Annotated in this window: 15 protein-coding genes; 7 read left to right on the top strand and 8 right to left on the bottom strand. The window is 44.4% G+C overall.

The annotated features are described in order from the left end of the window. Positions 1-48: 48 nt before the first annotated feature. Entirely contained in the window at positions 49-519 is a 471-nt protein-coding gene (locus ACR64J_RS10580; RefSeq protein WP_435949660.1) for a hypothetical protein, read from the bottom strand. Continuing rightward, complete coding sequence (locus tag ACR64J_RS10575) at positions 516-1,271, bottom strand: hypothetical protein (RefSeq protein ID WP_435949659.1); 756 nt, start codon at positions 1,269-1,271, stop codon at positions 516-518. The genes ACR64J_RS10580 and ACR64J_RS10575 overlap by 4 nt, the downstream gene beginning before the upstream one ends. 296 nt (positions 1,272-1,567) lie before the next feature. On the opposite strand from ACR64J_RS10575, the gene ACR64J_RS10570 reads away from it, so the two are divergent. Further along, positions 1,568-1,969, top strand: a complete 402-nt coding sequence (locus ACR64J_RS10570) for a hypothetical protein (RefSeq protein WP_435949658.1) — start codon at positions 1,568-1,570, stop codon at positions 1,967-1,969. Positions 1,970-2,236: 267 nt separating this feature from the next. Beyond that, on the top strand, positions 2,237-2,668 hold the full coding sequence (locus ACR64J_RS10565; RefSeq protein ID WP_317199217.1) for a hypothetical protein: 432 nt from the start codon (positions 2,237-2,239) through the stop codon (positions 2,666-2,668). An 82-nt stretch (positions 2,669-2,750) separates the two neighbouring features. Here the strand turns inward: ACR64J_RS10565 and ACR64J_RS10560 are convergent, their stop codons facing one another. After that, positions 2,751-3,584: a hypothetical protein gene (locus ACR64J_RS10560; protein ID WP_317199216.1), complete on the bottom strand. Its 834-nt coding sequence runs from the start codon at positions 3,582-3,584 to the stop codon at positions 2,751-2,753. 321 nt (positions 3,585-3,905) lie between these two features. Here ACR64J_RS10560 and ACR64J_RS10555 point away from each other — a divergent pair, with 321 nt between their 5' ends. Both ACR64J_RS10555 and cspE read left to right on the top strand, forming a co-directional pair. Beyond that, on the top strand, positions 3,906-4,325 hold the full coding sequence (locus ACR64J_RS10555; protein WP_317199215.1) for a YbaN family protein: 420 nt from the start codon (positions 3,906-3,908) through the stop codon (positions 4,323-4,325). 241 nt (positions 4,326-4,566) lie between these two features. Beyond that, a complete protein-coding gene (gene cspE, locus ACR64J_RS10550) occupies positions 4,567-4,776 on the top strand; it encodes a transcription antiterminator/RNA stability regulator CspE (RefSeq protein WP_192524164.1) in 210 nt (69 codons plus the stop codon). Positions 4,777-4,984: 208 nt separating this feature from the next. Here cspE and ACR64J_RS10545 read toward each other — a convergent pair whose 3' ends face one another. Beyond that, positions 4,985-6,067, bottom strand: a complete 1,083-nt coding sequence (locus ACR64J_RS10545) for a YeiH family protein (RefSeq protein WP_435949657.1) — start codon at positions 6,065-6,067, stop codon at positions 4,985-4,987. A gap of 245 nt (positions 6,068-6,312) precedes the next feature. Between ACR64J_RS10545 and ACR64J_RS10540 the strand changes: the two genes are divergently transcribed. Then, a complete protein-coding gene (locus ACR64J_RS10540) occupies positions 6,313-7,242 on the top strand; it encodes a LysR substrate-binding domain-containing protein (RefSeq protein ID WP_435949656.1) in 930 nt (309 codons plus the stop codon). 87 nt (positions 7,243-7,329) lie between these two features. Here ACR64J_RS10540 and ACR64J_RS10535 read toward each other — a convergent pair whose 3' ends face one another. Both ACR64J_RS10535 and ACR64J_RS10530 read right to left on the bottom strand, forming a co-directional pair. Then, on the bottom strand, positions 7,330-7,791 hold the full coding sequence (locus ACR64J_RS10535) for a universal stress protein (protein WP_317199212.1): 462 nt from the start codon (positions 7,789-7,791) through the stop codon (positions 7,330-7,332). A gap of 108 nt (positions 7,792-7,899) precedes the next feature. After that, positions 7,900-8,361 carry a universal stress protein gene (locus tag ACR64J_RS10530; RefSeq protein ID WP_435949655.1) on the bottom strand — a complete coding sequence of 154 codons (462 nt, stop codon included), beginning with the start codon at positions 8,359-8,361 and terminating at the stop codon, positions 7,900-7,902. Between the two features lie 263 nt (positions 8,362-8,624). Between ACR64J_RS10530 and ACR64J_RS10525 the strand changes: the two genes are divergently transcribed. After that, positions 8,625-11,702: an insulinase family protein gene (locus tag ACR64J_RS10525; RefSeq protein ID WP_435949654.1), complete on the top strand. Its 3,078-nt coding sequence runs from the start codon at positions 8,625-8,627 to the stop codon at positions 11,700-11,702. Positions 11,703-11,804: 102 nt separating this feature from the next. Here the strand turns inward: ACR64J_RS10525 and ACR64J_RS10520 are convergent, their stop codons facing one another. Both ACR64J_RS10520 and ACR64J_RS10515 read right to left on the bottom strand, forming a co-directional pair. Further along, the gene (locus ACR64J_RS10520) at positions 11,805-12,368 is read right to left on the bottom strand and encodes an NUDIX hydrolase (RefSeq protein WP_435949653.1); all 564 of its coding nucleotides are present in this window, start codon (positions 12,366-12,368) and stop codon (positions 11,805-11,807) included. 392 nt (positions 12,369-12,760) lie between these two features. Continuing rightward, on the bottom strand, positions 12,761-13,276 hold the full coding sequence (locus tag ACR64J_RS10515) for an HPP family protein (RefSeq protein ID WP_435949651.1): 516 nt from the start codon (positions 13,274-13,276) through the stop codon (positions 12,761-12,763). 153 nt (positions 13,277-13,429) lie between these two features. Here ACR64J_RS10515 and ACR64J_RS10510 point away from each other — a divergent pair, with 153 nt between their 5' ends. Next, a complete protein-coding gene (locus tag ACR64J_RS10510) occupies positions 13,430-14,179 on the top strand; it encodes an NUDIX hydrolase (RefSeq protein WP_435949650.1) in 750 nt (249 codons plus the stop codon). The last annotated feature ends 13 nt before the right edge of the window (positions 14,180-14,192 follow it).

The following is a 14,192-nucleotide window of genomic DNA, read 5'->3' as shown; positions in this document are numbered from 1 at the left end:
ATTTTATAACATTGGCAGAGACTTTAAATAAAGAAAAAAGCAAACTTTCTATTCACCACCCTTAAACAAACTCAACCCCATTAACTCATCATTTTCGAAATTAACGATCTCAATCGGTAATTTTAGATGTTCGATAATCTCTATTATTCCTTTATCTGCGGTATAGAGCTTAGAGATGCCATTAGCGAGTGTGATACTGATAATCTGAATATCGACCTTAATAACTTGCCGTTGACTATTATTTTGCTTGATATAGTCTGTATCTAACAAATCTCGAAATATCTTTGCACCCAAAACAGCAGATTTCATATCAAAATCGAAAATTTGTACAAAGCTATTTACTTTAGATAAAAAGGTTGCGCGGTCAAAATTATCATCTTTGACTAAAAACTCAGCAATGACAGGAGTGCATAATCCTAGTAAAATCTCGCCGCGTTCAAGGGATTGCATGTATAGTCGGTAACTCTCTTTATCATCAACCAGCTTAATCAGAAAATTATTGTCCGCCATCACCATCATAAATGACGTTCCTCAAGCCATGTAGTAATAGGATCGTCGTCATCTTGCCAGCCACTTTTGCCATAGCTTACAAAGTCAGTTATCCAAGACTTTGCCGTTGCTTTATTTTCAATGATCTCAAAACCTGTCGCGTTAAAACTTTTCAAAATTAAGGTATAGCCTTGCTGAATCTCATAGCAGGCCGTACCGGTAAATTTAACAAGACTCTCAAAACGCCAAAGAGACTCTAAGTGAGGCGCTAGCTCATAAGATAAGCCTTTGGGAACGGAGACCGAGATATTATTATCGTTACCCAATAAAATAGTGAAGTGATCAGTGTCATCTTTTCCGTGAGCAGGTCTGAGTAACTTACCTATAAAGGTTTCTGACTGCTCAAAACTATGGGATAAGGGTTTGCGAAATTCAATATGATGCACCAGATCCATATCTTCGTCATTTACAGCGCTTCGACTGGCAAATATGGCAGCGTCAATATCAGTAAAGGTCTGTGAATAGCGGCGTATGACTTTATGAATATCGTCTAATGCTTTACTTGCGAGGTTTGAGTTAAGCGTTTCAATCTTATCAGTATAGTATTCAGGTTCTGTCTTTACTTTTAAAACAGCAGAGCCTGAGTAAATACTCTCAAAATATAGATGATCATCGCCTAATAATTTACAGAAATCATTGAGCAGACGACCAATATCACCTGCTTTGATATTATCTAAATCAATACCAGATAATTTTAGGACGAACGTTGATTTATCAGTCATATCGCCCTCCCATTAGTAAATGCATAGTAAATGCAATCAGTAAGCGAAATTAGTCAGTTTTAATGTATTTATAGTAGCAAAATATGCTACCTCTTAGGTAAAATTATGCGTATTTGCATAACACGGATTGTAGTCCTATAATTAAACCACAACTCACCCTTAGTATCTAAAATTCAGTTTTTAGTTTGCCTAGGGCAAATAAACCGCTACCGCATCACGTTGTAGCGGTTTTTTTATAACTGTTATACTATTAATTATAGAATGGAAGTCTAACAGTCAGTCAAAGGAGAGACGCCATGCAAATCACTAAACTGCTCACCTTGAGTATCTTGATAACCAGCCTTAGCGCATGCGTTTCACCATCTATAAACAATGCTCCAACCTCAGACAAAAACACTTTATCGGACGCCGATCTGATAAGGATTGCAAAGAATGATAACCGTCAGCCCTTACCTAATACCTCAAAATCAGTGATAGGCATACATAACGGAATAGACGTCGTTGAGGAGTTCACTTGTTCTGATATTTGTCCTGAGAACACCTTACGCATCGTCTATTACGATATCAAAGACTCAGCAGAGTGTGCGCGCGGGGGCGGGGTGATTAAAACCATATTGATACCCGTTGCCATTACCGTGATGCCCAAGCCGTATTGCTTGCCTGCGGTGATTGCTGACTATTGGGAGAGTTATCCTTAATTTTTTACTAAAACCTTATAACACCTAACCATTTCACTACTACAATAACGCCATACAGTTGCGCACTTTTTTACAAAATCGTATTGGCAAGCTGATAAGATGTATCTGTACTATATCGATTGCGCTATAAGCGATATAATAACAACTACAAAATTTGATACCTAGATATAGTTAAGTCCTTCTCTCATTTGTATTGGAGTAATCGCTATCATAAATATATATGTTGTCTTTTGGATTGCCCTGACCTTTTTCGCCTTTTTGATTACTGTGAGTAACATCAACAGTTACAAGTCAATTCTTGCCAGAGACTCGCGCCCAAGAAAGCCTGCTAAGGGTGATATTTTTGAGATTGAGACGAGTTTTTATAAAAAGGATGCGACGTTTCATGATGTGCTGTTTTTTCATGCGTCAGCGTCGGGCGTAGCGATAGTATTATTGGTACTGATCATCAAGGGCGAAACCTTGTTTCCGGGTACCGTGACCTTTTTTGGCCCTCTATCTTCTTTGGCTATTTTTACCATTAGTATCGTACTGCTTATCTTAGCGTTTTACTTTTTTACCATTTCTATTCTAAAGCTCGGTTATACGCTGGCTCGACTGCGCGGTGCTGACGGCAAAGAGATCAAATCGCTATACGCTATTGGTGGCGTTTTTGCTTACTTTTTAGTCTTTGCGATATTGGCGCTTATCTTGGTATAAAGGTTGTTGTATTTAAAGTTAGCAACAAAAAACCGCTCACAGTATGAATTGTGAGCGGTTTTTTGTTGCTAAGGCTATAGACTTATTCAGGGTATAGCGGGTCGAGCATTTTTTTGGTTGCGATAGTACCTGTTACTGGCGCTTTGAATACTTCAGAATCAATCTTACCAAATTTATTCCACTCAATTTGATTGGTTTCTAAATTGACCAGATGAATCGAGTAATCTTTGCCAGGCGCTCTATTGATCATCGCACCTGCTAGTGGCGATGTAGAGGCCGCAGCAAGTTTTAGACCAAATGACTGTTTGTTAGCCGCGGCTAAAACGACGAATACTTTGTTTGTACCTTCAGTTTTGCGGATAGCATTTAAGCTGGCGGCGTCTAGATTAAGCGGTGTATATGAACCTGTTTTCATATTGCTTGCGCCGGCTTTACTAGCATTAACTAGTGCCATATATAGGTTTAAATACGCTTGATTGGTGACACCATCAAAGGTATTACTGGAGCTAAGTACTGGATAATCAGTGTTCAACACATCTTTGGCATCTTCACTAGCCAAAATGTCCATTTGTGCCAACTCTTTTTGTGTCAAAGCGCCGCAGATAAAAGGGGAGGAGATATTTTTTACAGTCACTCCTTTGTCAGTGAGTCTCTCTTTCAACGTATTGGCAATAGCAACAGAGAGGGCGTCAGAGTTTTGATACATAATATCGTCTTTACCGACCTCAACTCGCAGTACACAACCGTCACTGATAATACCAACTGACTGAGACTTTAGGTTTTGCTGGGTTTTGTCATAAGCTTGGCGTGCTTCTGGACTCGTCGTTGTCGCACAGCCACTAAATACAGTGATAGCGGCAAGGGCTAAGGGTAGGGTAAGCGCTTTGGCTGAGGGGAGAGTGAACCGTGTGACCATAAATATCCTTGTAAACAGCATAAAAGTTAAGAGGTGAAAATAAGCTCGATAGTAAATAGCTAACTGTAAAGAACAATAGTCCAATAACGGCGAATTATGCATGAGTTTTTAAGATTCTCCTACTATTATTTACGCAAAAAACTATTTATTTTTGGGCGCCTATTACTTCCTCTAAGATGATGTTAATGCTCGGGATATAACATAAAGCTATAAAAATAATCTTGTGCTCTGGTAGGCTTTGTTGCAAGCTTATTAGCTTCTATAGATCGCTGTAATTTTTTATTTAGTGGCCTACTCTCTATCACCCAACGACGTCATCTTATGAGCGAAAAAAAAGCCTTTTATCATCGCCCGCGTACCAATCAGTCTGCTAGTCCTGCCATGCGTTGGACTTTTTTGACGCTGGGCTGGTTATTTTTTGTGTTAGGGATTATCGGTGTGCTACTGCCGGTCATGCCGACTGCACCTTTTATACTACTTGCCGCAGGGTGCTGGGCGCGTAGCTCACGGCGCTTTCATTTTTGGCTGATCAATCACAAGTATTTTGGTAAGTTTGTGCGCGATTGGGAGCACAGTCACGCGGTGCCACGTTACGCTAAGTGGCTTGGGACTATCATGATGGCGCTATCGACGACGATGCTGTTTTTTAACCTGCCAGAGGATATGGTTTGGGTAGCGTGGGTCGTTGCGGCGATGTGTACGGGCGTTGCTATCTATCTATTTCGTTTGCCTAATGCATAATAAGGGTGTCATCGTCCAACAAATCAAGCACTCAGTCCCAGTTACACAAAATACGAGATAAGGCTTGCGCTAGTATCTAGAGGGTCTTATAATACGCCCAAGCTTAAAAGCAGTTCTGCACCAAATCATTACCTCGTAGTATTAGTTATAATCCTTCGTTTTAATATTTATCGTACAGTAGCTATTTGCAAGCGTTACCGGTCATTTAGACCATTAATAAATTAAAAAGTAGGTTATTACTATGTCAGATACTCAAAAAGGTACAGTTAAGTGGTTCAACGAAGCTAAAGGCTTTGGTTTTATCGCTCCAGAAAACGGCGCAGACGTTTTTGCTCATTACAGCGAAATCACTGGTTCTGGTTTCAAAACTTTAGCTGAAGGTCAAGAAGTTGAGTTCACTGTAACTCAAGGTCAAAAAGGCCCACAAGCTCATAACATCGTTGCTATCTAATTTATCTTTTTATAGATAAATCATAGAGAACACTATGTTTAAAAAGCGAACCTTCGGGTTCGTTTTTTTTGGTCTAACATTTAAGGTTTAAGAGGTTGCTGTTGTCTTTGTAGAGTGTAGTTAGCGACGTAACCTGCCAATTAGTATAAATAAAGACGCCCTCTACCTTATAGCTAACAATAGAGTAGAGGATTTACTCTGTAAGGTATCAAAGAAAGCTAACCCCAATATTGATCAGCCCGCCGCCTAATATCAGCCAAGCAAACATTATCGCGCCTAGTAGCAACGGCTGGATACCTGCTTGTTTGATAGCGCCTAGATGCGTCGTCAGTCCTAGCGCAAACATCGCCATCGTCAGTAGCAGATCATCTACTCGCACTATCGTCCGCTCAAAGCTATCGGGCATAGGCACCCAAGTGTGCAAAATTACGATAAGAATAAAAACAAAGGCAAACCAAGGCACTTTGACTTGCCGTGTACGCTGTATCAGCGTGAGCTTATCGCCGCTTGCTTGATTGCCTTTGGTCAAAGCGAAAGAGAGTATCAGTAAAAAAGGCGCGAGCATCATGACTCGTATCATCTTAGTCACGACTGCCGTGTCTCCGACATCGCTATTGATAGCATTGCCCGCGACGACGACTTGCGCGACCTCGTGAACAGTTGAACCCGTATAAATACCGTATTGCTGCGCATTAAGCCACGGGGCAAGCCAGCCTAAATGATACAAAAACGGATAGAGCAGCATAGCAACTGTGCCAAAGACGACTACGGTTGCGACAGCGATAGTAACTTTGTGCGCGTCAGCTTTAATCACAGGCTGGGCTGCAATAACAGCGGCCGCCCCGCAAATGCTCGCCCCTGAGCCAATGAGCATTGTCGTTTGCTTATCGACTTTAAGCCACCTTGTACCGAGCCAATAGGTTAATAGAAATGTTGAAGTAAGTACTACAGCATCGCTGATGATGGCAGGCATGCCGACAGAGGCTACTTGCGTGAGGGTGAGCTTAAAGCCATAGAGCATAATCGCTAGACGCAAAATCTCCCCTTTTGAGAAGTTTACGCCCGCGCTCAAGCTATCGGCAACACGCGGATAGATGGTATTGCCGAGTACGATACCGATTAAGATCGCGAGGGTGAGGGGCGAGAGGCCAACTATAGCGCCCTCTGACCAGATGGTGATACGACTATCAAGCCATAAACTAAATAGGCTACCAAGCAACACGACAACCAGTCCTAACCCTTGAGGTTTGCTGGGGACATAACTGCCAAGGGTCTGACTCATCGCCTTCATAATTTGCCTTACTTAGTATTTACTTGATCTAGTATTTACTTAATCTAGTATTTACCTTGCTTACTGTTGATTAAGCTGATATGACTATTAGCTTAATGGTAGCTTTTATAAGTCAACAGTATAGATAAAGGTTATATATAATAAAAACAGATTGATAAGATAGAACCTATTTGTTTTTTGGGTTAATAGGCTAGTAGCTCTTGTAAACTGTAGGGTATAGAGACAAGTTGTGGGGTATAAAGACGATGAAAAAAGCGCCGCAGACCGTACCGAAGATTACGTTAAAGCAGCTAGCTGTGTTTGTGAGTATTTATCAGACAGGCAGCACCAGTTGTGCGGGTAAAGAGCTGCATCTATCACAATCAGCGGTCAGTAGTGCGCTCAGTACCTTGGAGACGCGCTTGCAGATGCCGCTGTTTGAGCGCGTAGGACGTAGGCTCACCCCTCATGCCAACGCTCAGCCTATCTATGTTCAAGCGCAAGCGCTACTTGGACAAGCCTTGACGCTTGAGCATTATCATAAGCATCAAGCAGGGCAGATGCATATTGGCGCGAGTACCACTATTGGCAATTATGTGTTGCCAAGCCTCTTGGCCCAGATGTATAAGACGCTGCCAGAAGCTAACATCGAGACCTATATCGCTAACACGCAAGAAGTCGTTAGCGAGATTGAGCAGCTTAATATCGATATTGCACTGGTGGAGGGTATGCCAAGGCCAAGCGATAGTAAAGTGATTGAGCAGCGCGCTTGGCGTACCGACAAGCTCATCATATTTGCTAAGCATGATAGTAAATGGCTGACAGATATTGCTAAGAGTGATGATGATAGTTATACGCTTACCCTTGGGCAATTAGCGACGCGGCCGTTGTTGGTACGAGAGGCGGGATCTGGCACGCGGCAAATAATCGATGAGCAGTTATTGCAGTATCTGCCAAATGCTGAGGTGATTCGCGCGGTAAGTCAGTCTGAGGCCATCAAAAATATGGTCAGCGCTGATATTGGACTAGGCTGTCTATCGCAGCATATCATTGAGACAGAACTTGCTACAAAGTCGCTGGTACAAGTTAAAGTTGCCAGTATCGATCTATCACGCACATGGTGGCTGGTATGGCATAAGGCTCGGCACCAAAGCCCTATCTGGCAAACCTTTATCGATATTATTGAGCAGCAGTGATTGCACTAGGATCAAAAAAAGCGCGACATCACTGATGATATCGCGCTTTTACTTTATCTATTAAAGCTAAATACTTATATCAAGTCATTACCTTGTCACAGGCTTATCAAGCCGAACCACGAAGCTGTCGCAAGGCACGTTTGGCAAGATATTATCAGCAGTCGCCCCGCTTATCCAAGCAGCAATCCCTGAGCGTTTATGACGACCGATAACCAGTAGATCGACGTCGTTTTTGTGACAGTAGCTTACAATACCTTCGCTACTTGAGATGGCAGTAGTCACTTGAGAGGTTTCTGCATTTAATTGATTACGCTCCAAAAACTGCGCCAATTTCGCTCGTGCTTCTTGACAGCGTTCATCATCGATCTCATCGTATAGGCTGGAGGCGGGTACTAGCTCGTAGCCAAAACCGACCATCGTGTCTTTGACGATATGGAGTACCGATAGCTTAGAGCCTGGGCGATTATCGACGATACGTTTGGCCTTTTGCGCGACGATATCGGCATCAGAGAGCAGGTCGGTAACTAGTAAAATATGCTCATATTTCATTATGTTGTCCTCATGGCAGATAGTATCTACTATAGCACCACTGCTAGCCGCTGTTAAGTAGAGCTTGTCTATCTTAGCTTCTACTTTAAGCTATTTATAATGGTCTCACTATTTAGGTACTGGCTGATCAAGCTTGACGACTAAGCTATCGCACGGCGCGTTGGGTAAGATGTTATCGGCGGTGGCACCTACTAGCCAAGCGGCGATACCGCGGCGCTCATGACGCCCAATGATGAGCAGATCAACCTCTTTTTCGTGGCAGTATTTGACAATCCCTTTGTCGTTAGAGATAGCGGCGGTGACCTCAGAGTTGACCGCCTCTAATTGATTACGCTCCAAAAACTGTGCCAATTTGGCTCGGGCGGCTTGCCAATGCGCGCCATCTTTTTCTCCTGATAAGCTCGACGCTGGAATGAGCTCATAACCGAAGCGTATCATGTCATCCTCGACGATATGCAGTACCGATAACCTAGTATCAGGCGAGCCTGCGATAATGCGTTTGGCGCGCTCGGCGACGATATCGGCATCTGATAATAAATCGGTAACCAGTAAAATATGCTGATAACTCATAACATGCTCCTTATTATTTATAAAATGGCTACCTTGATAGTAACAGCACCACTAAGCATTGTTAAGGATTAAATCCATAATTTAATTAGGGTTATAAAAGACGGTATTTTTACTTTTTTAAAGAGTGAAGAGAAGTGGCGAATATAACAATTGAGAGCTAAGGTCTGACTTGACTTATCACCGCGCAAGCCCCATCTCACAGCGACGATATTTATAAATGTATTTTGCCAATAAAAGCACAACGATAAACAATAAGGATAACTATGAGCGACACGATCACTGATATACATGCCCAAACACAAGCTGATATCGACTTGACCTTGCACCCAGCATTCGAGCTGATCGAGCATCGTCATATTGAGGCGCTCTCGATAGACGTTCTCATCAGCCAGCATGTCAAGACGGGCGCGATGCATTATCATTTGGCGCATCCTAGTGACGAAAATGCGTTTTTGGTCGGGTTTCGGACTCAGCCAATGGATTCAAAAGGCGAGGCGCATATCCTTGAGCACGTCGCATTATGCGGCTCCAAAAAGTTCCCTGTACGTGATCCGTTCTTTTCGATGATCAAGCGCTCTTTGAATACCTTTATGAATGCGATGACGGCGGCGGATTGGACAGCGTATCCTTATGCCACGCAAAATAAAAACGACTATTTTAACTTGTTAGATGTCTACCTTGATGCCGCGTTTTTTCCCAATATTCATCCGCTTGATTTTGCGCAAGAAGGTATTCGTGTCGAATTAAACGAAGAGGATAAGCCGCAATTTAAGGGTATTGTCTTCAATGAGATGAAAGGCGCGATGAGCGGGGAGATTGACCAGCTCTATCATACGGTCGCCCATCATCTGTTTCCAACGACCACTTACCATTACAACTCAGGCGGCGATCCTGCGGACATTCCTGATTTGACCCATACAGAGCTTGTTGAGTTCCATAAGAGTCACTATCATCCGTCAAACAGTGTAATTATGAGCTTTGGTAATATTCCAGTGCGTGAGACGCAAGCGAAAATACACAAAGACGCGTTGGCTGAATTTGAGACCGGTCAAAAGCATGTGTCGCGTCCAGAAGTGCGCTTGCCGGCGCCGATTAGTGCAACCGACACGTATACTGCTGACGAGGCAGGGCCCAATCAGACTCATCATGTGGTGGCTTGGTTGCTACCGTCGATTACTGATCCCAAGCAGCGCCTTGCACTGCGCCTATTGGAGGGCGTATTGATTGAGCATGCTGGCTCGCCACTACGCGCCTATTTGGACAGTCATGCGCTAGGCCGCGCGCCAAGTCCGCTATTGGGACTCGATGATAGTCATTATGAGATGGTTTTTTATACTGGTCTTCGTGGCTCTGAGCCTGAACACGCAGAAGCGGTCGAGCAGGGGATTATCGACTTATTAACCGATGTGGCAAGCCGACCTGTCGATGATGAAACGATTGAAACTATCTTGCATCAGATTGAGATCGATCAGCGTCATATTGGCGGCGATAGTATGCCGTATGGTCTAAATTTATTATTAGAAGGCTTTAGCACTGCCATTCATGACGGCAACCCTATCGATGTATGGGAAGTCGATGAGCACCTATTATGGCTGCGCGAGCAAGTCAAGGATAAGCAGTGGCTGCCAAACTTAATCAAAACCCATCTGCTGGACAATACGCACCGCGTCCGTGTCACTATGGCGCCTGATAGAGAGAAGTCGGCGCGCCTGATCGCAGCGGAGCAAGTACGCCTTGATACGATAGCGATGGATTTGAGTGCTGATGATAAGGATATTTTAAAAAAACAAGCACTGGATTTAGCCGCGCGTCAGGCGGCCCCTGATGATGTGAGTATATTGCCCAAGGTCGGCTTAGAAGATGTACCAACTGATATCAGCTTTAAAGAAGGCGTGCAAAAGCCAGTTATTCTAAGCGGTCAAGACAGTACACTGTTTGAATACGAAGCGGGCACCAATGGCTTGTACTATTATCAAGTCGTTGTGCCACTCACGGATGTGATCAACGCAGCCAACGTGGATAATTTGCCTGCTAACGATGTTATCAATCATCCGCTATTGCCGATCTATTTAAGCTTACTATCAGAGCTTGGTACAGACTCGCTAGATGCTTATGAGATGCAAGCCAAACAAGCGGCGCATTCCTCAGGCGTTACCGCGCGTATTAGCCAGCGTACTAGCATCGATGATAGCCAAACGATTAGCAGCTACTTTGTGGTCGCAACACGCGCGCTTAATCGTAAGCCTGAGGCGATTGATCTGCTCAAAGAAGTCATGGAGCATAGTGTCTTTAGTGAGCACGATCGTATCAAAGAGATCTTGCAGCAGCGCGCGGCCAGTTGGCAGTCACGACTTGCTGGCGCAGGTCACGCCTACGCGCTGCAAACGGCCAGTCGCGGCATGAGCCGCCAAGCGCAGCTTGAATACGTTCGTAGCGGCCTACCAGCATTAAACGCACTCAAGGACTTCTTGAGTCATGCCAGCGACGACGCGGCGCAATGGGACAAGCTTGCAATGAGCTTGATGGACTTACATCAGCGTCTAATCAGTCTACCTAAGCACGCCATTATCGTCTGTGAAGCTGAGCAAACTGAGCGTTTAAGTCAGATTATCGTTGATAGTTGGAAGGACAGTGCGGCATCAAGCGTGAAGCCTGCGTTAACGGATGCTGATATTCCAAGCGAATTTAGCGCTTTGACTCTAGATTCTGCGCTTAATGGCGAGGTGGACGCGGCGCATAGACTTGAGCATAATCCTATCGTAGAGGATATTGCTTGGCTTGTCGCCACCAATGTCTATCATAACGCTAGCGCCTACACTGTCCCTGCCGCTGATCATCCAGATACTGCAGCCTTAATGGTATTAGCGCCTTATTTGCGTAATGGCTATTTGCATAGCGCTATTCGTGAGCGCGGCGGCGCTTATGGCGGCGGCGCGGGTTATGATGCCAATGCCTGCGCCTTTAAATTCTTTAGTTACCGTGATCCGCATTGTGAGCAGACTTTCGCGCACTTTGATGCCAGTATCGAGTGGCTAATTAATGAGCCGCAAACGGATGAGCAGTTAGAGGAGGCGATACTTGGGATTATCTCTGGTATGGATAAGCCAGGTTCACCTGCAGGCGAGGCAATCAAAGCTTGTTTCACTAATCTACATCACCGTGGTCCTGAGTGGCAACGCAAAATGCGCGCGGCGATACTAGCGGTCACGACTCAAGACTTACAGCGCGTCGCTGGGCAGTATCTACAAGGCCAACAGCACGTGCGCTCAGTGCTTGCACCCTTTGATAAAGAAGAAGATATAAAGGCGCTAGGCTTTAAAGTATGTAAAATTAAGAGCTAAGAGGTGGGTTTAGTCATAGATACAAGAAAACCGCCGTCTTTATTAGGATGGCGGTTTTTTGATTAAATAGAATCGCTTATTATGTGCTTAATATAACCATTTTTAGTAACGCTTAATACTCTTGTCTTTACCGATATAGTCTTGATGGATAGGGAACTGCTTAACCTCGTCAAACTGTTTGCGATCAGCAAAATAGCTGGTCAAAGTCCGGCGTACCGCTTCAAAAGCGATCTCATCCCAAGGAATATCTTCTTCTTTGAATAGAGCCGTATCGAGACTCTCAGAGCCAATGCCATAAGCGCCGTCTTTTAGATCACATAAGTAAATGACATATATTTGACCAATATCAGGGATATCATACAGACAGTATAACTGCGGGTTGATGACGACAGCATCCGCCTCCTCAAAGCTCTCGCGAGCAGCGCCCTCCGCCATCGTCTCGCCATTTTCCATAAAGCCTGCGGGTATCGTCCACAGCCCATATTGCGGCTCAATCGCTCGGCGACACAGCAATACTCTATCCTCATGGATGACTAAGGAGCCGCAAATCATCTTTGGGTTCTCATAGTGGATATATTGACAGTTGGGGCAAACCAAGCGCGGCATATTGTCAGTGGCAGGTATCTTGCGCTCAGCTTCATGGCCACAATTGAGACAAAATTGCATAGTTACAGCCTTTTTTGATAAATTTTAGAGGTTGCGCTCTTATCAATCTAAGATAGCACAAATTGGCAGCAAACTGAGCACTGCTAACAGGAATACACCATTTGTCATCAGCCCTTAAACGCGCACTGGTAATATACAGTTGAACCCTATGATACTAGTATAATTTAAGGCTTTTTTAGTACAAAATGTACAGCAAAGAAGAGTTATACCAGTAGCGTTCAGGTATCAGTAGATTAATTTATTATATCGCTTGAGCCTTGGTGTTATACGCAGCAAGCTTTTAAAAAAAGAGTAAGTAATGCGTAGTCACACAAAGCCCATGCAGCAAGTGTCAAAGTCAGCTAGTCTGTACTGATGTGGTCTTTCAAATGCAGTTTTAAAGTCGTGAACCCTTACCAATATCTTGGATAGTGTCGACCTCTACCAATATTATTATAAATTAGGGCGACTATCACTAAAGCGATTGCTCCTATCAACGTTGGCGTAATCAAAAAGTGCCATTTGACCCCACCGAGCATCACGATTAACGGGTTTGAACCTGCTGGTGGGTGCGGTACTCGAAACAATAGCATAAGCGCGATAGCCGTACCGACAGCGAGAGCCAGGCTCCACCATTCAATACCAAACAAGGTCATAAAGGTTAAGCCGGTCAAGGTCGTAATAAAATGACCGCCGACGATATTTCTAGGCTGGGCAAAAGGACTCTCTGGGTAAGCAAAGATAAGCAAGCAGCTGGCACCAAAAGATCCCAAAATCATAGCCACGTTTTGCCAGTTGCCTATTAGTGCAAGTGCTGCTGTAGCAAGCGTACCTCCAAGCCAAGCGAGTACGATAATAAATAGTGGCAATCTTTGAGGGCAGTCATCGAGCTTGCCTTGCATCTTGCTCAATGAAAAAATCTTATTCACAGGGGTATCCTAAATCATCTAACAACAAATATCAAAGCGCGGCTATTCTACTACGCGCAGATATTTTATACATCAAAGATAGAGCCTTTTGATTCTCGTTGATAATAACGTTATGACATTTAGTACTCATTTTAAACTTATAGGGCAATAACAATGACCATACCGCAGCAGCTTATTCTCCCTGATGATTTGTCAGTGGCGCTGCCCGACTATATCCACCAGCCCGTGCTCAGGCAATTGGCTGAGCGTGTACAGTACGATATGCTTGGTCACATGACGCAAGCTTTGCGCCATGATACCGATCACGCTGCTCAAAGCGCGCGTATTTTAGAGCGTCTGTATCAGACGCCTATTGCAGATGCGTCAATATTGGTCGCCATCACTAACGAGGCGCGTCCTAGACTACTCTTGACCCGCCGCGCCGCGCACATGAACAGCCACGCAGGTGAGGTGTCTTGCGCCGGCGGTAAGCATGAGCATTATGACGGTAACAATGTAATAACTGCGCTGCGTGAGGCCTGTGAGGAGACCGCGCTACCACCGAATAAGGTGCAACTGCTAGGTCAATTGCCCATCCAAACCTCGAAGAGTGGCATGAGCGTACGCCCAATTGTGGCTTTGATTGAGCCAAATTTAGAGTTAGTGCCTGAGATTGGGGAGATTTCACGGATATTTTGGGCAGACTTTGAGCGCTTAATAACTCAGCCGACTATCGAGTATGCCATCGAGTATACGATGATGGAGCAGACCGCGACTATCGTAACGCCCAGCTGGCAGATTGAAGGCGAGACTGTTTGGGGGCTTACTGGTAAAGTATTGGCAAGCTTACTTGAGACCGGCTTTGATAGGCAACTGGAATGGTACTACCGCATGCAAGAGTCTGGCCTAGATATTGGTCGTTAAATGCGACCCACCC

This window comes from Psychrobacter sp. DM8 (assembly GCF_051307025.1).
Classification (GTDB): domain Bacteria; phylum Pseudomonadota; class Gammaproteobacteria; order Pseudomonadales; family Moraxellaceae; genus Psychrobacter.
Note: the sequence above shows the minus strand (reverse complement) of the source record. Positions and strands in the feature narration are given on the sequence as shown.